Raw genomic sequence first — 19,581 nt, 5'->3', positions numbered from 1 at the left:
CCCCCATCACTTTGACGGACGAGTGAGTCGATCAACCGGGTGACAGCGCGAGGAGCTTATTTTCCGTGTCACCCGGGCCGGTTCACGGCCCGTCTGTAGAAGTGATCCTGCTTCCCAGCATGGACCCGATAGGGGGAGTCATGACAGTACCCAGGTATCTCGCAGCGACAGCGGCGGTCCTACTGACCACGACCGTGGTCAGTATGGCGCCCGCCCAAGCCAGTAGCCCCGCCGAGGTGGTGCGGGCTCGCGGCAACCTTCGTGATCTGCAGCTCGGCACCGCCGGGCCGTTCGACCACGCGCGCGCCAAGTTCCTGATGGTCCAGCGACAGGGCCGCAGCCTGGTGATCCTGAAGGTGCGCGGGATCGACCAGTCGGTGGCCGGCCGCGAATTCGGCGCCCACCTGCACACCGGCCCCTGCGTCACCGGCAACGGCGCCGCGGCCGGACCGCACTACAACTCCGACACCGTCGCCGGAATCGTCCCGCCAAGGGTCGATGCCACCACCGAGGTGTGGCTGGACTTCAAGGTGACCCAGGCCGGGCGAGGGTTCGCACTCACCCGCGTCCCGTTCACCCCGCTGCCAGGCACCCGCGCGGTCGTCATCCACGAGCTGCCGACCGACCACCACGGCGCGGCGGGCCCACGCCAAGCCTGTCTGCCCGTGTCCTGGTGAACATTCCTCGTGCCGCTGCCGCCGGCTTCGCGCTCGGCCTGGCGTGGGGTGCGGCGGCACGGGTGTGGATGCGACTGATCTCGACCGACCCCGAGTTCAGCTGGAGCGGAACCGGCTTCATCCTCGGTTCCACCGCTCTCTGCGGCCTCACGTTCGGAGTCCTGTACGGCGTCCGTTCCGCCGGCCGGTCGCGTTGGTGGCGACTGCTCGCCCTGGTCTGCGTGGTCGACCTGGCCGGGCCCGGGATGGTCTTCATCCCGGCCCTGCTCCTCGGTGGACTGTTGTGGTTCGGACGACTCTGGTCGCGGTCGGCCGGCGTGCTCGGGATTGCGGGCGGCGTCCTGCTGTTCTGGTGGATCAGTCGACAAGACCCGTCCGGGGCCGGCCTCGTGACGACGTACGGAGGGTTCCTGCTGCTGTCGCTGGCGGTGTCGATTGCCGCGGCCGAGCTGTACAGGCCTAGTCCCGCAGTACGAATCCTTCCTTGACCAGCCAGTCCATGGCGACGTCGGCGGGCTCGCGGCCGTCGACGTCGACCTGGGCGTTCAGGTCGATCAGCACCTCATCGGTGAGCTTGTCCGAGACGGGCTCGAACAGCTTCGGCAGCTGCGGGTAGCGGTCGAGCACCTTCTTGCTCACCACCGGCGCCACGTTGTACGCCGGGAAGTACTTCTTGTCGTCCTCGAGCACGACCAGGTCGAGTGACTTGATCCGGCCGTCGGTGGTGAAGATCTCGCCGAACAAGCAGTCGCCGTTCTGAGTGGCGACGTACACGGCGCCGGTGTCGAGGGTCCGGACCTGGTTGCGCTGGACGCCGCTACCGAGCGGAATGCCGTAGTGCTTGAGCATCGGCTCGAAGCCGTCGTTGCGGTTGGCGAACTCGGACTCGACGCAGAACGTGCGCTCCTTGGCGGGTAGCGACGCGACCTGCGAGAGCTTGCTGATCTTCAGCCGCTCGGCCGTCTTCCGGGTGACTGCGAACCCGTAGCTGTTGTTCATCGGCGCCGGCTTCAGCCAGATCAGTCCGTACTTCTCCCGGTCCTCCTTGGCGACCGCGTCGTACTGCTGCTGCTTGTCCGGGATGCCGCTGTCATGGCCGAGGTAGGAGATCCACGCGGTCCCGGTGTACTCCCAGGCGAACTGGATCTGGTCCTGCAACATCGCCTGCCGGGACGTGTCGCTGCCCGGCATGTTGGTCAGGTCCTTCACCTCCGCGCCCGCCGACTGCAGCAGGATCGCGGCGATCTTGCCGAGAATCAGCTGCTCCTGGAAGCTCTTCGAGCCGATCCCGATCGTCAACCCATCCAGGGCTACGGACTTCAGCGGTCCGTTCAGCGACCCGGTCGGCACGAAGCCGCCGCTGGTCCCGAGACCGCAGCCTGCGAGCACGAACGCCATACCGAGGGCTAGTAGCTTTTTCATCCCAGTCCCCTCGGCCGGGTGACCTCTTCGAGGACGCGGCCCGCCCAGTCGATCAGCAACGCCAGCGCGGCAACCAGGATCGCGCCGCTGATCAGCACCGGGTATCTGAGCAGCCGGATGCCTGTGGTGATCAGGCTGCCGAGTCCACCGGCGTCGATGAACGTGGCCAGTGTCGCGGTCCCGACGACCAGGACGAGCGCGGTCCGGATCCCGGCCATGATCACCGGTACGGCGAGCGGCAACTCGATCCGGCCGAGCACCGACCGGTTCGACATCCCCATCCCCCGGCCGGCCTCGACCAGGGTTCGATCCACCCCTTGCAGGCCGACGATCGTGTTCCGCAGTACCGGCAGGATCGCGTACAGGCACAGGGCGAGGATCGCGGTCCAGAAGCCGAAGCCGAGCCAGATCGCGAGCAGCACGATCAGCCCGATCACCGGCGCGGCCTGTCCGGCGTTCGCCACCGCGACCACAAGCGGCGCGGCCCGCCGCAGCCGGGGGCGGGTGAGCGCGATCCCCAGCGGTACGGCGATCGCGAGCACGATGACCGTGGCCACCAGCGTCAGCTTCAGGTGCTCGACGGTCAGCCGGCCGAGCAACCCCCAGTCCAGCTGACGCTTCTCGATCGAATCCAGCTCGGCCTGCGACCGCCAGATCGCCCAGCCAGCCAGCACGAGCGCCACGAACAACGGCTGCCCGATCATCAACCCCAGACTCGGCCGCCGAGGCTGACTACTCGCCAGACTCGCCGCCGTCGCCTTCGCATCGGCAAGCCCCTCGGGCGGCCTGGTGTCTAGTGTGGTCACGCGACGACCTCGGCGGTGGGGTTGTGTTCTTCGTGGGTTTCCTGGATCCGGGTCAAGACGGCTTGGAAGTCGACGACACCGAGATACTCGTCCCGGCGACCGGTCACCACCGCGCTGCCGTGGCTGCAGACCAGCATCGTGTCGAGGGCGTCGTTCAGCGTTGCCCGGCGGTCGATGGTGACGAGGTCGATGTCCTCGTGAGGCGCAGGAACCCGGTCCACGTCCAGCAGGTCGCGGGTCCACATCCAGTTCACCGGCCGCCGTTTCGCGTCCAGGATCACGACCGAGTCGTCACCGGCCGCCTGTGCAGCCCGCAGTACGTCGGCCGCCGCGTCCCCGATCTGTGCGACGGTCGGGCGGCCGAGGTCAATCTCGCTGACCCGGCTCAGCGTGAGCTGTTTCAGCGCGGCACCGGCCCCGACGAAGTCCGCGACGAAACGGTCGGCCGGATTGGCCAGGATCGCCTCCGGTACGTCGTACTGGGCGATCTTGGCGCCCTCGGTCAGGATCAGGATCCGGTCACCGAGTTTGACCGCCTCGTCGAAGTCGTGGGTGACGCAGACGATCGTCTTGCGCAGCTCCTCCTGGATGCTGAGCAGTTCGTCCTGCAGCCGCTGCCGGGTGATCGGGTCGACGGCTCCGAACGGCTCGTCCATCAGGATCACTGGCGGGTCAGCGGCCAGGCCGCGTGCGACACCGACCCGTTGCTGCTGACCGCCGGACAGCTCACGCGGGTAGCGATCGCGATACCGCGCCGGGTCGAGGCCGACCAGCTCGAGCAGTTCGTCGACACGTTCCGCCGTACGGCGTCGGTCCCAGCCGAGGAGTCCCGGGACCAGCGCGATGTTCTGGGTGACCGTCATGTGCGGGAACAGGCTGCCGCCCTGGATCACGTACCCGATCCGGCGACGCAGATCGTCGTCGTGCTGCCGTCCGACCTCCTCACCACCGATCCGGATCGTGCCCGAGGTCGGCTCGATCAGGCGGTTGATCATCTTCAGCGAGGTCGTCTTGCCGCACCCGGACGGGCCGACGAACATCACGATCTCCCCGGCCGGGATGTGCAGGCTGAGGCTCTCGACCGCGGCGCGCTTCTGGCCCGGGTACCGCTTCACCACATCGATCAGCTCGATGTCGACACCGGTGGTTTCAGACACGAATACCCCTTGAGGTGGTCAGGCGGCCGGCGAGCAGCAGCAGAGCATCGAGGACAAGAGCGAGCAGCACCACTCCGAGGGTGCCGACCAGAGCGGAGTTGAGCGCGTTCGCGCCACCGATCTGGGTGAGTCCGGTGAAGATGAAGCTCCCGAGCCCGGGCCCGAGCACGTACGCCGCGATGGCGGCGATCCCCATCGACATCTGCGCGGAGACCCGGACCCCGGCCAGGATGACCGGCCAGGCCAGCGGCAGTTCGATCCGCATCAGCGTGCGGACGGCGCCCATGCCCATTCCGCGGGCGGATTCGATCAGGGCGGCGTCAACCCCGGCCAGGCCGACGACGGCGTTCCGCAGGATCGGCAGGGTCGCATAGAAAGTGACCGCGATCACGGAGGTCGCCGTACCGATGCCGGCGCTCGGGATCAGCAGACCGAGCAGCGCGAACGACGGGATGGTCAGACCGATCGCGCTGACCCCTCCGGCGAGCGCGACGACTCTTGGGTTGCGGTGCACGAAGACTGCCAGCGCCACGGCGAGCACGGTCGCCAGCAGCACGCACTGGATCACCAGACTCAGATGCTGATAGCTCTGATAGAGCAGCTGAGCGTGCCGCTCGGTGATGTAGTCCCACATATGCGGCTCGTACCCAGCAAGCGTTCGCTTCACACGAACGCCAGGTCACGCGGCGTGTCGGAACAGGCCGAAGCCCCCGATCACCAGTGGTGGCCGGGGGCTTCAGGGGTAGATCAGTTGAACGAGTCTCCGCAGGCGCAGGAGCCGGTCGCGTTCGGGTTGTCGATCGTGAAGCCCTGCTTCTCGATCGTGTCCACGAAGTCGATCGACGCACCCTTGAGGTACGGCGCGCTCATCCGGTCGGTGACGACGCTCACACCGTCGAAGTCGGCGACCACGTCACCGTCGAGGTTGCGCTCGTCGAAGAACAGCTGGTACCGGAGCCCGGAGCAGCCACCCGGCTGTACGGCGACCCGGAGCGCGAGGTCGTCGCGGCCTTCCTGGTCGAGCAGCGCCTTCACCTTTGCTGCGGCCCCGTCGGTGAGGAGCACACCCGTGGCGACGGACTGCTCGGTCTGCGCTTCAGTCATTCCTGACTCCAGTCATCTCGCAAAAATCCTGTCAACACCGGTCAACCTCACCCGGTCCGCGAACATTCCCATGGTCGCACACCTATTTTGAGGATCAAGAATCTTGCTCACCGCGCCCACGTCTTGGCCACCCGCTCGGCCACCGCGGCCAGCGACCCGTGCGGGTCCGCGAAGGCCTGTTCCTCGCCCACCGCGTCGACCAGCGAGTACGCCGATTCGACCCCCATCGTGCGCATTTCCCGGGATCCGATCAGCACCTTGCCGGCCAGAACCACACACGGCCGCATCGCGTCGTTCGCGACCTTGGCCACCCCGGCGATCACCTTGCCGTCGCGGGATTGGAAGTCGAACGCGCCCTCGCCGCTCAGCACGAGATCGACCTTGGCGGCCTTCTCCTTCAGCCCGGTCAGCGCCGCGACCAGGTCGATCCCGGAGACCCGCTCGGCGCCCAGCAGCAACAGCGCGTAACCGAGCCCGCCCGCCGCGCCCGCGCCCTTCTGGTCGGCGGTCTTCCGCCCGGCCAGCTCCGCGAACTTGGTCAGGTACCCGTCCACCGCAGGCTTGCGCTCGTCAGTGATGCCCTTCTGGGTCCCGAAGATGTTGGTCGCGCCGCGCAGCCCGAGCATCGGGTTCTCCACGTCACTCGCCGCCACGAACTCGACCCCGGCCACCCGGGCCAGCGCGGGCTCCAGGTCGACCGACGTCAACTCGGCCAGCCCGGCGGCGCCCGCGGCCAGGTTGCCGTCCACCGCGGTCGCACCCAGTGCGGCCAGCAGCCCGGCACCCGCGTCGTTCGTGCCCGAACCGCCCAGGCCGAGGATGATCCGCCTGGCCCCGGCATCGATAGCCGCGGCAACGAGCTGACCCACGCCATACGTCGTACCGTCCTCTGGCCGCCGGTCCTTCGGCTCCACCAGGTGCAGGCCGCACGCCTGCGCGGTCTCGATGTATGCCGTCTCCCCCGCGAGCAGCACAGTCGCCGGCGTGTCCTCGCCCAGCGGCCCACGCACCGTCACCGCCAGCAGCTTCCCGTCCACCACCGCGGATAGCACGTCGATGAACCCCGGGCCGCCGTCAGCCATCGGCGCCACCAGCACCTCAGCCTGCGGATCCCGCCGCCGCCACCCTTCCTCGATGGCCGCAGCCGCCTCGACCGCGGTCAACGTCCCGGCAAACTTGTCCGGCGCAATCAGCACTCGCATGCGCACATCCTCCCCCACTCACCCCGGAAAGCGCTCCCCAGCCACCACCCGGACACTTCCCCCCAGCGCCATCTGATGGGTTCCCCCATCAGCTTGTGGGTTCCCCACTCGCATGCGGGTGCAGAACCCACCACCTCATGGGTTGACCCATCAGGTGCCGTCGGACGGAGTTAGTCGCGGGCTGACTTGCCCGGGAGGGCGAGCATCCGGTCGAGCGCGATCTTGGCGTAGTGCTCGGTGGCGGCGTCGACCTTGATCGGGTTGACCACGTGACCGGCGACCAGGTTCTCCAGTGCCCAGACCAGGTGCGGCAGGTCGATCCGGTTCATCGTGGCGCAGTAGCAGACCGTCTTGTCGAGGAAGACGATGTTCTTGTCCGGGTTCTGCTTGGCCAGCCGCTGGACCAGATTGAGCTCGGTGGCGACGGCCCACGACGTACCGGGCTCGGCCTTCGCCAGCGCGTTGATGATGTACTCCGTCGACCCGACGTAGTCAGCCTTGGTGACGACCTCGTGCCGGCATTCCGGGTGCACGATCACGTTCACCCCGGGCACCCGCGAGCGCACGTCGTCGACCGACTCCGGCGTGAACCGCCCGTGCACCGAGCAGTGTCCGCGCCACAGGATCATCCTGGCGGCCGTCAACTGCTCCTTCGTCAGCCCACCACCCGGCTTGTGCGGGTCGTAGACGACACACTCGTCGAGCGAGATGCCCATCTGCAGTACGGCGGTGTTCCGGCCGAGGTGCTGGTCCGGCAGGAACAGCACCTTCTCGCCCTGCTCGAACGCCCAGGCGAGCGCCACGTCGGCGTTGCTCGACGTACAGACTGCGCCGCCGTTGCGACCGCAGAACGCCTTGATGTCGGCGCTGGAGTTCATGTAGGTGACCGGGACCGTCACGTCGGCCACCCCGGCGTCCGCGAGGGCCTCCCAGGCGGCCTCGACCTGCTGGATCCGCGCCATGTCCGCCATCGAGCACCCAGCCGCCAGGTCCGGCAGGATCACCGTCTGGTTCTCGTTGGTGAGGATGTCAGCCGACTCAGCCATGAAGTGCACACCACAGAACACGATGTACGGCGCATCCGGCCGGTTAGCCGCGTCCCGCGCGAGCTTGAACGAGTCGCCGGTGACATCAGCGAACTGAATCACCTCGTCACGCTGGTAATGGTGACCCAGCACGAACACCTGGTCACCCAGCGCAGCCTTTGCCTTTAGAGCCCGCTCAACCAGGTCCGGATCGGATGCCGGAGGCAACGCTCCGGGGCACTCGACACCCCGCTCGGAGTGCGGATCGGTGTTCTGGCCCAGGAACAACAGCGGCAGGGACTTCGGCCCATCGGCAATCGTCGTCACGTCAATCATCGTGCCACGTCCGCCGACACCCGCCGCGTGTCCCCCGTCACTGCCCGGATCGTGAAACTCAGTGGGAGACGTGGGCTCCGGCGTACCACTTGGTGAGCAGGTCCGGTAGGCGGTCGGGGCCCCAGCGGTCGACGGGGGTGATGCGGCCGTCGAGGGAAGCCAGGCCTTTCGCCAGACCTCCGACTGGATCGCCTTGCCAGGGGACGACGACGCCTTCGCCGGGGCCGACGATGACGGAGGGGCCGCCGCGGTCGAGGCAGACGACGGGGCAACCGGAGGCGAGAGCTTCAGTGACCGCCCACCCGGCGGCTTCGCGCAGAGCAGGAGCCAGTACGGCGTCCGCCCGGAACATCGCGGCAAGCACCGACTCACGGGGTAGCTGGCCGGTGAATTCGACGCGGTCGCGGACCCCGAGTTGCAGGGCGAGCCGCTCGGCGCGCTCCCAGTCCGGGCCGTCACCGATGATCCGGAGCACCCAGTTGGCCGCCTCGGGGCGGGCGAGTGCGCTGATCGCGAGTAGCACGCCCTTCCACGGGATCAGCCGGCCGACGAACAGTGCGGTCTTCACGCCCGGCGGCCCGAACGGCTCGTACGGGCCGGAGGCGGTGAAGCGGCTGATCGCGACATTCGGCTGGACGACGATCTCGCGAGCGTACGAACGGAAGGTCTCGGCGACATCGTTGTTCTGGGCAACCATCAGATCCGCGGTCCGGGCTGCCTTGCGCCCAGTCAGGTGCCGGCGGATACCGGTGTAGACCCGGCGCACCAGTTCGCCGACCACACCGCGCGGTCCCAGCCAGTGCGCCATCGACAGCGGCGCGGTCGTCGAACCACCGACCGGCCCCCAGATCACCTTCGCCGACGACGGCCGAACCACACCCGCCGCCATCCAGTCGACGGCAAACGTCAGATGGTGAATGACGTCGTACGAGTGCTCGGCGTGCAACTCACGCGCGGTCCGCGCGGCCAGCCGCTGCCACAGCGGGTAGTACCAGTACACATCCGCGGGCCGTCGCCGCAGCTTCAGGACCCAGCTGGGCAGCTCGAGCGGTACGACGGTCAGTCCGGGCACCGGCCGGATCGCGAGCTCGTCGGCGATCTCGTGAGCGAACTTCCGCCGGGTCAGCAGCCACACGTCGTGATCGCGGGCCGCGGCCTTCGCCCACGCCCAGCCTGCGCCGGGCTCCGAACCGCCCTGGGGCCGGCACGCGTACGCGCTGATCAGGACCTTCGGACGGCTCGTCATCAGTTCATGCCCTCCAGCAGGCGGCGCAGATCCGTACTCGAGGTGGACGCCGTGTAGGGGAAGTAGTGCACCTGCGCCCCGACCTCACCGAGCAGCCGCTCGAGCCGGGTCCCCTTCTCCGTGCCCTTCCAGTCGTCGCCCTTGAACAGGACGTCGTACCGGAGTTGTTTCCACATCTCGAACTTGTCGCTCGACCAGTCGCTGACCACCTCGTCGACCAGCCCGAGCGCCCGCACGACATCCATCCGCTCGTCATGCGGAACGACCGGCGGGCGGCCCTTGATCCGGGTCACCACATCGTCCTCGACGACCCCGGCGATCAGGTGGTCACAGTGCTCGCGGGCCCGGCGCAGGATGTTCAGATGACCGATGTGGAACATGTCGTAGACACCCGGCGCGTAGCCGACACGGCCCATGATCAGATCGGCCATCAGCCGCGCACCGGCTGCAACGCAGCCATCTCCCGGTACCACTTGGCGACGGCCGCCGCCAGGAACAACAGGTTGATCGCGAGCAGGCCGCCGTACAGGACGGCGAACAGCGACGGGGTGCCGAAGGCAAGGAAGACCAGGCACAGTACGCCGTAGTCGGTCGGTGCGATCAGCAACGACTTCAGCACGGAATCGCCACGCTGGTTGGGTTTCTGGGCACCACCATGACCGCGGCGCAGCTGGTCGATCAGGATCAGCCCGAAGAACAGCACCGATGACAAGCAGAGGTAGGCCAGCGGGATCAGCAGCACCAGCTCGTTGCTAAAGGCATCGAACCGGTAGAACGAGACCAGTACGGCGCTGTGCAGCAGCACGATCTTCACCGCGTCGATCATGTGATCCAGCCACTCACCCAGCGGCGAACCGCCACCCCGCAACCGCGCCAACTGACCATCGGCGGAATCGAGCCCGTACCCGAGCACGAGCAGCGCGGTCACCGCCAGCGCCAGCCCGAACGACGGCCGCACGGTCGCGACCAGCGCGATCCCGGCCAGCGAACACAGCCCGCTGGTGATGCTGACCTGGTTCGGCGTCCGGCCCGCCAGAAACGCGGTCGCCGCGAACACCCGCCCGATCCGCCGATTCACGAACCGCGAATAAGCCGGCGTACCAGCCGAAGGCTTCTGTGCCCTGGACAACCGGGCGACGACCTCGCCCAAGGAGCCGGCGGTCATGCCACCGAGCTGCGGGACTGCCGCTGGTCGATCGCGGCGCGCAGAATCGTGCTGCTGGACATCCGCACATCGGGAAGCTCGTGCATACCTGGTACGCCGTTCAGGTCGTCCGCACCGAGGACACCGTCGACGTCGGCCGCGAACACCAGCCGACCGGTCAGCAGGTGGTTGTCCACGTCGTCGATGACGACAACCTCGTCGACCGCTCGCAGGTGCTGCAGAATCTGGACTCGCTCGACCAGCGGCACGAACGGCCGGGCTCCCCAGGCGTCCATCGCCCACTCGTCGGTCAGCACGCCGACGACCAGCCGGTCGCACGCCTGGCGGGCCCGCTCGAGCACGTCGAGATGCCCGACGTGGAACAGGTCGAAGACCCCGGCCAAGAATCCTTGCTGCGACAAACTGTGTTCCCCCTGCGGCTCCCCCACGGAGCGTCCTGGTGCGCGGCCGGGCCGATGTGCGGCCTGACCGTCAGCGGTGACCCTATACCTCTGCGTCACGACGTGCCCATACCGGATCTTTGGCGTCCCTTCCGGAAACCTTCGCCGCGCGCGTGCTCGGCGATCGCATTCGTGTAGATCCTTTCGGTGGCCGCGAGGTCGCGCTCCGGGGTGAAGCGGTCCAGGTAGACCTGGCGGGCCCGCTCGCCGAAGGCTACCGAAGTCGCCGGATCCGTCACCAGCCCGATCGCCTTGCGCAGTCCCTCCGGGTCGCCGGGCTCGGCCAGCGCACCGGTCTCACCGTCGTCCACCAGCTCCGCCAGCGCGCCGAGCCGGGACGCAACCACCGGAACGCCGTGCGCGAACGCCTCCACCACCACGAGTCCGAAGGTCTCATACGAACGCGCCGGTACGACGACGGCGCGCGCGGATCGCAGCACATCCATGCAATCCGCCCACGGTAGTTGACCAAGAACCTGAATCGACAGGTCTTCGCGGGCCCGTTCCTCGGCCTCGGCGCGCAGTGGACCGTCCCCGATCACCACCAGCTTTCCGAGCGAGGAATCCCAGGCCCGCAACAGATCCGCGAACCCCTTGTCCTCAACCAGCCGCCCGAGGAACACCACCGCATCACCCGGCCCGGTCCGGACCCGGCCGTCATGCGGCACCGCATGCGGTTTCACGACGATCCGGTCCGCATCGAATCCATGAGCGACGTACCGCTCCTTCACGAACTCCGACGGCGCGATCAGCTTGGTGACATACCGCTGCCAGGTGTGCATGGTGTTGTGGATGCCGATGCTGGTTGCCAACGGCAGCGTCTGCACACGGGACTCGCGGTAGCAGCTGTGCCGCACACCGGCCAGCGGAAGCTTGCCGACACAGGAGTCACAAGGACCACCGTCGCGCTGCAGTACGGCGTTCGCACACATCAGCCGGAAGTTGTGCAGAGTCGCCACCACCGGCAGGTCCAACCGGTGCGCCGCACGCAGAACCGAAGGGCTGAACAGCGGGAAGGTGTTGTGCACATGCATCACATCAGGCCGGTTCGCTTGCAATAGCTGTGTTAAATCGCGTTCGGCCGAAAATGACCATACGGAGCGGAACGGTAACAATGCGCGATCTTTTCGGCCCATCTCGGCGATGTCGTCGCTGTTCCGAGCGTAGAAGTCGATCTCATGTCCTGAGTTACCCAGCAAATCAACCGTTTGCGCGACGACGGTGTTCTCGCCGCTGGGTTGACCACTCCGGTAACGGTTGTGCAACATGGCGACCCGCATGGCACTACCTTAAGTCTCGCGGTGGCTACGGCTGGTGTATCCAGGCCGGTGTCGAACCGCAAACCCCGGAGGGTTTCCTTGAGCAGTAAGCGCTCTACGGCATGGTTCGCAGCGTTCATCGCTGCTGCCGTCGCGGTCGTTACGGTCGCCCTCCCGGTGATCGCACACGAGAACAACGCCACCAGTGCCGTGAAGTCACGCGCGAATTCGGATCCCTCGATCGCGCGGGGCAAGGTGCCCACCCACCACGCGTCGAAGCCCGCCACCAACCACCCGTCGTCGAAGGGCACAGCGGGTGGGCAACCGTCGTCGAAGAAGCCCGTTCCGTCGAAGGCCCCCACCAAGCCCACGGTGCCGGTTCCTTCCGTCACTGCGCCGACTGTGCCCGTCGTCGACCAGGGCTCGGCCGGTCCCGCCCTCGCGGGTCCCTGCCGCGGCGTGTCGATCGATCCGGGCGACGACGCGGCGAAGGTCGTCAGTGCGGCAGCAGCCGGTACGACGTTCTGCTTCGCGGCCGGCGTCCACCGGATCAGCACCACGATCCGCCCGAAGGCGAACCAGGTGCTGGCGAGCGCGGATCGCGCCGTACTGACGGGGTCGGTGCCGTTGACCGGGTGGACCGCCGACGGCGATCGCTGGGTCGTCCGCGGGGTGCTGCCGGCGGCGTACGGGAAGTCTGGGCAATGTGAGGACAACAAGGCGAACATCTGCCACCTGCGGGAGCAGGTTTTCGTCGACGGAGCACATCTGACCCGCGTGGCGAGCCTGGCGTCGGTTGCTCCGGGGACGTTCTACGCCGACTACGCCGCGGACGCCGTGTACATCGGCAGCAACCCGACCGGGCATTCGGTCGAGATGTCGAAGACCGCGACGGCGATCGAGTCGGGCGCGACCGGAGTGGTCGTGCGCGGGCTGACCATCGAGCACTTCGCTAGCGCTCCGCAAGCCGGTGCACTGGTGTCCGGCCCATCGTGGAAGGTGACCGCGAACGACGTCCGCTGGAACCACGCGGTCGGCGTGATGCTGGTCAAGGCGAACAACACCAAGGTGGACCGGAACCTCATCCACCACAACGGCCAGCTCGGCCTCGGCCAGTACAGCTCGGCCGCGGCCGCCGTGACCCGCAACGTGATCAGCGAGAACAACACCGACGGCTTCTGGGCCGCCGACTGGGAGTCCGGCGGCATCAAGTCGACCCGCTCCTCCGGCACGGTCAGCGGCAACGTGATCAAGGCCAACCGCGGCGTCGGCATGTGGGCCGACGTTGCCGACGACGGCCGCGTGATCAGCGGCAACAAGATCACCGGCAACGCCGCCGACGGCATCCGCTACGAGATCAGCCGCAACGGCGTGATCGAGAACAACACCATCACCGGCAATGGTTTCGGCACCGGCCGCGGCTCCGGTACGTCGCTGTGGGACGGCGGCGGTATCAACGTGAACACGTCGACCGGCGTGAAGATCCGCGGCAACTCGGTCTCCGGCAACGTCAACGGCATCACCATCCAGTCCCGCACCCGCGGTCTCGGCCCCTGGGGCGCCTACGTCCTCCGCGACATCGAGGTCACCGGCAACACCGTGACCATGACCGGCGGAACTGCGGCGACCGGCATGGTCCAGAACACCGCCTCCCCGGTCCCGGCCGGCGAGGTCACGTTCACCGGCAACAAGTACGTACTGGACGCCCTCGGCGCCAAGCGGTTCGCCAAGTTCGGCACCAAGCTGACCGCCGACGGCTGGCAGGACGCCGGCCTCGACACCATCAGCACCTTCCTGGCCAACTGATCACGCGCGCGCCGCAATTACTGTTCGCAACCGAATTCGCGCTGCGTGATCGGTGCCCTCTGCAACGTCTGTAAATTTGGTGCATAAAGCAACGGAATGAGGGTTGCAATGACTACCCGACGTAGTACGCTGCTGACTTGAAGTCGCGCCTTGGGGGGTGCGCCGAGGAACTACGTTGCCCCCCGGAGGCTCCTCAGTGAAACCACCGCTCACCGTTCTCGCAGTAGTTGCCACCGGCACCCTCACTGCTGCTCTGCTTGCCCCCCACGCCCAAGGCACCCCCGCTGCCGCCCCGGACAGCCCCGTCGGCATCCGCCTACCCGACGACGCTGCCCAGGGCGCAGTCCCCCGCCCCACCGCCCAGCTCCTCACCGCCCACCCCGGCACAGCCCCCCAGCCGGCAGCTGACTCGCAGGCCCCCGACGACCCGCAGGACACCTCGGGCGAAGACACCTGGCGTCTCCACCCAACCGATGATCTCGAGTCTGGCAACGACCTGATCGCCATCGGGCCGGCCGACGATCCCACCGGCAAGCCGACCCCCGGGACGCCTACGCCAGGACCGACCACTCCGACGCCGACCGCTCCCCCGACCACGGACCCGACGACTCCGCCTCCTGCGAATCCCGCGTGTCCCGGTGTGCAGATCACGCCGGAGGACGATGCGGCCAAGGTGGTGGCGGGTGCTGCGGCCGGGACGACGTTCTGCTTCACCAAGGGACTGCACCGGATCGGCACGACGATCGCCCCGAAGTCCAACCAGGTGCTCACCGGCGAAAACGGCGCAGTGCTGACCGGATCGATCCCCCTCACCCAGTGGGCGGCAAATGGTGACAACTGGGTGACCACGGGAGTGCTGCCCCCGGCGTACACGCAGACCGGGCAATGCGAGGACAACGTGGCGAACATCTGCTACCTCCGCGAACAGGTGTTCGTGGACGGTAAGCACCTCACCCGCGTCGCCTCCCGCGACAAGGTTGCCGCTGGCACCTTCTACGCCGACTACACCGCGAACGCCGTCTACCTCGGCACCGATCCGCGCAAGAAGGCGGTCGAGATGTCGAAGACCGCCACCGCGATCGCCTCCAACGCAGCCAGCGTGACGGTCCGCGGCCTGACGATCGAACACTTCGCCACCGCACCCCAAGGCGGCGCCCTCGTCCTCGGCCCGAAGTGGCGCGCCACCGGCAACGAGGTCCGCTGGAACCACGCCGTCGGCGTCATGCTCGTGAACGCGGACGGCGCGACCCTCGAGAAGAACAGCATCCACGACAACGGCCAGCTCGGCGTCGGCCAGTACAGCACGACCAACGGCACCATCACCGAGAACGACGTACGGAACAACAACACCGACGGCTTCTGGATCGCCGACTGGGAATCCGGCGGCATCAAAACCACCTGGTCGAACGGCGGCACCGTCACCGGCAACCTGATCAAGGACAACCGCGGCGTCGGCCTCTGGAGCGACGCCTACGACGACAACCGCACGTTCAGCGACAACACCATCGTGGACAACGCCGCCGACGGCATCCGCTTCGAGATCGGCCGCAACGGCGTCATCGAGAAGAACCTCGTCACCGGCAACGGCCACGGCACCGGCCGAGGCTCCGGCAAGTCCCTCTGGGACGGCGGCGGCATCAACATCAACACCTCCTCGAACGTCACAGTCCGCGACAACGTGGTCGGCAACAACGTCAACGGCATCGCCATCCAGTCCCGCACCCGCGGCTCCGGCCCCTGGGGCGTCAACCTCCTCCGCGACATCACCGTCACCGGCAACCTGATCACCATGCGCGGCGGCACCACCGCCACCGGCATGGTCCAGAACTCAGGCGCCGTCATCCCCGCCGGCGAGGTCACCCTCGACAAAAACACCTACCGTCTGGACAGCCTCACCTCCACCCGCTTCCAGAAAACCGGCCGCTGGTACACAGCCCGCCAATGGCAACAAGAAGGCCAAGACCCCACCAGCACCTTCACCCAAAACCGCCTCCCCCCACCCCGCTAAACCCCGCCCCCTCACCAGACCTGCCATTCCCCTCGCCAGCCACCCCGTGCGGACCGCCCCCACTCACCAACTCCCGCCCCACTCCCGTCCCCACGCTCAACCATCACTCAGCAACCACCCCCAACCCCACTTGGTGAGTGCCCCACGTCCGCCACCCGCCCGAGCCGGTAACAATTTCTCAAATACCACCCAATAGTTACCGACCCCGAACCCACCCAAGCTCCACGCACCCGCCGACCTCAGTCGGAACGGTTCGCGGATGGTGCCGCACGACCGTCTCCCGCTAGTCGGACGATTTTCGGGTCCAGGCGCCCGAAAATCCTCCGACCAATTGATGCACCGATGCGGCCGAGCACCTACTGCACTGGTTGCCGCCGCTGCGGCCGACTTGCAGAAAGACGTGTGGCTGGCCGCCCCCGTGGCTGAGCCGCTCGGCGAGGCCGGCAACCGAGCTGAACGCCGCCTGAGGCGAACGGGCTTCGGTTGCCGCAGATCACATACGGCCGGCGACCAAACTGACCGTTGCATGGGGCCGACGGGCTTCGGTTGCCGCAGATCACACGCCGTCGGCGACCGAGCTGACCATCGCCTGGGGGTGCCGGCTAGGTGGTAGGAGACCAACTGCCGCCGGCAACCAAGCCGAACGTGCCTGGGGCCGACCGGCTAGGCGACTGCAGACCGGGAGCGGCTTGCGACCGAGGCGAACTTGGTCTGAGGCTGACCAGCTAGGTGGCCGCAGACTAGATGCCGACGGCGATCGAGATGAGCGCAGCCCGGGACGACCGACTGTGGTTTCTGCAGGCGAGGGACGGGCGCCTGAGGCGGGGCTTGTCGAGCGCGGGTCCGGCCGCGCCGCCGTACCCGTGGAACAGCACGGCGGGAGCGGATCGGTCGCACGATGCTCGGCTTCGTCGCTGGAGGTGGTCGGCGGGGGCTGGGGAGTCTTCGCCTGGGGGCCTGCACCGGCTGGGCGTTCGGCTCGCCCGGCTGCCGCTTCAGGCTTGTGTCTGGCGGGAGATGTCGGACGGGTGTGAAGGGACATGTCGGACGCTTGGTGGCGGCCGTTCGTTGGTGGGTCGTGCTGGGTGGATCTGGTGGTTCCGATGGACGTTCGACTCCGCCAGTCAGTCAGCCACTCGCCCTCGGCACGCAGACCAGTCAACCAACCGCCCTCAGCAACTCAGACCAGCTGATCGGCTGTGCCCACCGCGACGGGTCAGATGGCATGCCTCGTTGCTGTCGGCGGCAACCACAGCCCGTCAGCCGTAGGCGGCGTGCACCTCGGTCGCTGGCCTCGCCAAGCGGCTCAGCCATAGACCCGGCCAGCCACCCCTCCCTCTGTAAGCCGGCCGCAGCGGCGGCCAAGCAGAGGCTGCGTGCCCGGCCCCAGTTGGGGCGGCGGGGTGTTGAGGCGGGTGAGGTCGCCGACTGGCTGGGCGGGAGGGGGCCGACGTGGCGAAGGGTGGGTTAGGGGCGGGTCAGGGTGGTTACGTGGGTGATTAGGAGGTCTCGGAAGGGGGTGGAGGTGGCGAGGGTGGGGGTGAAGATGGTGTTGATGGCTAGGAGGGTGTCGACGATTGCCGTGGGGGTGGTGGCGTTGGTCAGGGCTTTGGTGAGGAGGGGGGCTTGGGGGTCGTCGAGGGTGGGGGCGGTTTTGGCGTAGACCATCCAGGCGGCTACGGCTAGGGCCAGGGTGGTGGGTTCGGCGCCGGCCGCAAGGCGGTCTTCTACTGTGCCTAGGAGGCGGACGGGGAGTTTTACGGAACCGTCCATGGCTACCTGGGTGGTGCGGTGTTTGAGGGCTGGGTTGGCGAAGCGCTCCAGCACGGTGGCGCCGTACGACGGGAGGTCTAGGCCGTCGGGTGGGGTGAGGGTGGGGATGACGTCCTCGGTGATGAGGGTGTGGGCAAGGGCGGCGAGTTCCTCGTCGCGGACTGCTTCGGCGATGGTTTCGTAGCCGCGGAGGGCGCCGAGGTAGGCGAGCATTGAGTGGGTGGCGTTGAGGATGCGGAGCTTGGCTTGCTCCCAGGGGGCTACGTCACCAGTGAGGACTGCGCCCGCCTGCTCCCACGCGGGGCGAGGGCCGGCGAAGTCATCCTCGATGATCCACTGCAGGAACGGTTCCGCGACCACAACCGCTTCGTCTCGTACGCCGAGCAGGCGGGCGGCCTCGTCGCGGTCGGCGTCGGTGGTGGCCGGGACGATGCGGTCCACCATGCTCGCGGGGAAGCGGGATGCCTCGAAAACCTCGGGCACCTTGCCGAGTGCTTCGAAGTACTCCGCGACCAGCCGGCGGAGGAAGGGGCCGTTGGCAACCAAATTGTCGCAGGAGACGATCGTCAGCGGGTCGTTGCGGCGGGCCAGCGCGGCGGCCAGTTGGCCGACGACGGTGCGTGGCGGGCGGCCGGTGAGGTCGGCTTGGATCTCTGGGTCGTCCAGGTCGAGTGCGCCGTTCTTGGCGCGGTAGCCCTTCTCGGTCACCGTCAGCGTCACGACCGAGACCGCAGGGTCGGCGATCCGGGCCACGACCGCCTCGGGGTCCTCAGGCGCGGTGAGCACCTCACGGATGCTCCCGATGACCTGGGCCGTCGGATCCCCGGCGCCACGCTCCAGAACGGCGTACAGGCCGTCCTGTGGGGCCAGCTGTTCGCGGACGGTGGCTGAGCGCTGGCTCACGCCGCTGATGCCCCAGCGGGTATCGCCGGTCAGTGCGGCCGCGCGCTCGGTGATGACAGCTTGGTGGGCGCGGTGGAAGGCACCGAGGCCGAGGTGTACGACACCGACCGAGAGGGACCGCGGATCGACGGCGGGGGCGACGGGCAGGTGGGCGAGACTCAACCTGTTCACGGTGACCTCTTTCGGCCTTTGGGGGACGGTGCCGGGCCGGTGGAGTTGCGGACGATCAGCTCGCCGGTCAGTGCGTTGCTCCGCAGGATCGGTGGCACGGCCTCCGGCATCGTGATCAGCCCGATCAGCGTCTCGACGGCGATCTGGCCTGCGCGCTGCTGTGGCAGCCGGATCGTGCTGAGTGCCGGGATCGCCATCCGGGACATCTCGATGTCGTCGACGCCGAGCACGCTGAGGTCGTCAGGTACCGAGATTCCGCGGGCGTGCAGGCGGGACAGCAGGCCGATCGCGATCAGGTCGTTGTAGGTGACGACGGCGGTCGCCTCGGTGGCGACGACCTGATCCGCTGCGGCGACACCGCCCTCGTAGGTGGGCGCGAAGTTCCCGACCTCGATCAGCTCGACATCCCGGGCGGTAGCGGCGGCGCGCAGACCGACCGTGCGGTGCTGATTCGACCAGGAGGCATCCGGGCCGGCCACCCAGGCGATCTGGCGATGGCCGAGTGCGACGAGGTGTGCCAGCGCCTGCCGCATCGCGTCCTCGTCATCGAATCTGATGCCGGTGACGCCCATGACGCCCCGGTTGATCAGCACGACGTTGGTCTCCTCGGCGATCGCGGCGAGGTCTTCGGCGCTCGAGCGGGGTGAGCAGAGGACCAGACCGTCGACCTGCTTGGCCAACGCCCGGATCAGGCCTGCCTCGACCGCGGGCTCCTCGTCGGTGTCGGCGACGAAGACCGCGATGTCGTCACGACGGGCCCGGGCCTGGACACCCTTGACCACGCTGGCGAAGAACGGGTTGGCGACGTCGGGGACGACGAGGCCCACATTCCCGGTGCGGCCGGTGATGAGTCCGCGGGCAGCCCGGTTCGGGTGGTAGTGGAGCCGCTCGACGGCGATGGCCACTCGGGCGCGGGTGTCCACATTCACCATGTCCGGCACCGAGAGCGCGCGGGACACGGTGGACGGAGACACGCCGGCGAGCAGTGCCACGTCACGAATCGTCGCGGGCATCGCCACCTCCTCCGGCCGGAATGCGATCAGTCTGCAATCCGTTGCAATCGACTGTCAAATCGACCACG

The 19,581-nt window shown here is 67.8% G+C and carries 18 protein-coding genes; 4 read left to right on the top strand and 14 right to left on the bottom strand.

All coding sequences use genetic code 11. The annotated features are described in order from the left end of the window. Nucleotides 1–140 precede the first annotated feature (140 nt). Complete coding sequence (locus ABD231_RS14215; protein ID WP_344150494.1) at nucleotides 141–677, top strand: hypothetical protein; 537 nt, start codon at nucleotides 141–143, stop codon at nucleotides 675–677. Continuing rightward, entirely contained in the window at nucleotides 674–1,165 is a 492-nt protein-coding gene (locus ABD231_RS14210) for a hypothetical protein (protein ID WP_344150491.1), read from the top strand. The genes ABD231_RS14215 and ABD231_RS14210 overlap by 4 nt, the downstream gene beginning before the upstream one ends. Here the strand turns inward: ABD231_RS14210 and ABD231_RS14205 are convergent. The 12 genes from ABD231_RS14205 to ABD231_RS14150 all read right to left on the bottom strand — a co-directional run bounded on the left by ABD231_RS14205 (nucleotide 1,137) and on the right by ABD231_RS14150 (nucleotide 11,848). Beyond that, nucleotides 1,137–2,099: a glycine betaine ABC transporter substrate-binding protein gene (locus ABD231_RS14205; RefSeq protein WP_344150488.1), complete on the bottom strand. Its 963-nt coding sequence runs from the start codon at nucleotides 2,097–2,099 to the stop codon at nucleotides 1,137–1,139. The genes ABD231_RS14210 and ABD231_RS14205 overlap by 29 nt on opposite strands. Beyond that, on the bottom strand, nucleotides 2,096–2,905 hold the full coding sequence (locus tag ABD231_RS14200; protein WP_344150485.1) for an ABC transporter permease: 810 nt from the start codon (nucleotides 2,903–2,905) through the stop codon (nucleotides 2,096–2,098). Before ABD231_RS14200 ends, ABD231_RS14205 begins: the two co-directional genes overlap by 4 nt. Beyond that, on the bottom strand, nucleotides 2,902–4,062 hold the full coding sequence (locus ABD231_RS14195; RefSeq protein WP_344150482.1) for an ATP-binding cassette domain-containing protein: 1,161 nt from the start codon (nucleotides 4,060–4,062) through the stop codon (nucleotides 2,902–2,904). Before ABD231_RS14195 ends, ABD231_RS14200 begins: the two co-directional genes overlap by 4 nt. Continuing rightward, nucleotides 4,055–4,729 carry an ABC transporter permease gene (locus ABD231_RS14190; protein WP_344150479.1) on the bottom strand — a complete coding sequence of 225 codons (675 nt, stop codon included), beginning with the start codon at nucleotides 4,727–4,729 and terminating at the stop codon, nucleotides 4,055–4,057. Before ABD231_RS14190 ends, ABD231_RS14195 begins: the two co-directional genes overlap by 8 nt. A gap of 80 nt (nucleotides 4,730–4,809) precedes the next feature. Further along, nucleotides 4,810–5,166, bottom strand: coding sequence for a HesB/IscA family protein (locus tag ABD231_RS14185; protein ID WP_344150476.1), 357 nt, complete (start codon nucleotides 5,164–5,166; stop codon nucleotides 4,810–4,812). Between the two features lie 107 nt (nucleotides 5,167–5,273). Next, a complete protein-coding gene (locus ABD231_RS14180; RefSeq protein ID WP_344150473.1) occupies nucleotides 5,274–6,368 on the bottom strand; it encodes a glycerate kinase family protein in 1,095 nt (364 codons plus the stop codon). A 170-nt stretch (nucleotides 6,369–6,538) separates the two neighbouring features. Then, nucleotides 6,539–7,729 (bottom strand): quinolinate synthase NadA, encoded by a 1,191-nt coding sequence (nadA, locus tag ABD231_RS14175; protein WP_344150470.1) that lies wholly within the window; start codon nucleotides 7,727–7,729, stop codon nucleotides 6,539–6,541. A 58-nt stretch (nucleotides 7,730–7,787) separates the two neighbouring features. Next, entirely contained in the window at nucleotides 7,788–8,975 is a 1,188-nt protein-coding gene (locus ABD231_RS14170; RefSeq protein WP_344150467.1) for a glycosyltransferase, read from the bottom strand. Beyond that, nucleotides 8,975–9,406 (bottom strand): FAD synthase family protein, encoded by a 432-nt coding sequence (locus tag ABD231_RS14165; protein WP_344150464.1) that lies wholly within the window; start codon nucleotides 9,404–9,406, stop codon nucleotides 8,975–8,977. The genes ABD231_RS14170 and ABD231_RS14165 overlap by 1 nt, the downstream gene beginning before the upstream one ends. Then, the gene (locus tag ABD231_RS14160) at nucleotides 9,406–10,140 is read right to left on the bottom strand and encodes a CDP-alcohol phosphatidyltransferase family protein (RefSeq protein WP_344150462.1); all 735 of its coding nucleotides are present in this window, start codon (nucleotides 10,138–10,140) and stop codon (nucleotides 9,406–9,408) included. Before ABD231_RS14160 ends, ABD231_RS14165 begins: the two co-directional genes overlap by 1 nt. After that, a complete protein-coding gene (locus ABD231_RS14155) occupies nucleotides 10,137–10,568 on the bottom strand; it encodes an adenylyltransferase/cytidyltransferase family protein (protein WP_344150460.1) in 432 nt (143 codons plus the stop codon). The genes ABD231_RS14160 and ABD231_RS14155 overlap by 4 nt, the downstream gene beginning before the upstream one ends. A gap of 68 nt (nucleotides 10,569–10,636) precedes the next feature. Next, nucleotides 10,637–11,848: a glycosyltransferase family 4 protein gene (locus ABD231_RS14150; protein WP_344151215.1), complete on the bottom strand. Its 1,212-nt coding sequence runs from the start codon at nucleotides 11,846–11,848 to the stop codon at nucleotides 10,637–10,639. Nucleotides 11,849–11,938: 90 nt separating this feature from the next. Here ABD231_RS14150 and ABD231_RS14145 point away from each other — a divergent pair, with 90 nt between their 5' ends. Next, nucleotides 11,939–13,645, top strand: coding sequence for a right-handed parallel beta-helix repeat-containing protein (locus tag ABD231_RS14145; RefSeq protein WP_344150458.1), 1,707 nt, complete (start codon nucleotides 11,939–11,941; stop codon nucleotides 13,643–13,645). Between the two features lie 196 nt (nucleotides 13,646–13,841). After that, the gene (locus ABD231_RS14140; protein WP_344150455.1) at nucleotides 13,842–15,653 is read left to right on the top strand and encodes a right-handed parallel beta-helix repeat-containing protein; all 1,812 of its coding nucleotides are present in this window, start codon (nucleotides 13,842–13,844) and stop codon (nucleotides 15,651–15,653) included. A 1,467-nt stretch (nucleotides 15,654–17,120) separates the two neighbouring features. On the opposite strand, the gene ABD231_RS14135 is transcribed toward ABD231_RS14140, so the two are convergent. Both ABD231_RS14135 and ABD231_RS14130 read right to left on the bottom strand, forming a co-directional pair. Beyond that, a complete protein-coding gene (locus ABD231_RS14135; RefSeq protein WP_344150452.1) occupies nucleotides 17,121–18,500 on the bottom strand; it encodes a mannitol dehydrogenase family protein in 1,380 nt (459 codons plus the stop codon). After that, complete coding sequence (locus ABD231_RS14130) at nucleotides 18,497–19,513, bottom strand: LacI family DNA-binding transcriptional regulator (RefSeq protein ID WP_344150449.1); 1,017 nt, start codon at nucleotides 19,511–19,513, stop codon at nucleotides 18,497–18,499. Before ABD231_RS14130 ends, ABD231_RS14135 begins: the two co-directional genes overlap by 4 nt. Between the last annotated feature and the right edge of the window lie 68 nt (nucleotides 19,514–19,581).

The sequence above is a fragment of the Kribbella yunnanensis genome (assembly GCF_039529655.1).
Classification (GTDB): Bacteria; Actinomycetota; Actinomycetes; order Propionibacteriales; family Kribbellaceae; genus Kribbella; species Kribbella yunnanensis.
Note: the sequence above shows the minus strand (reverse complement) of the source record. Positions and strands in the feature narration are given on the sequence as shown.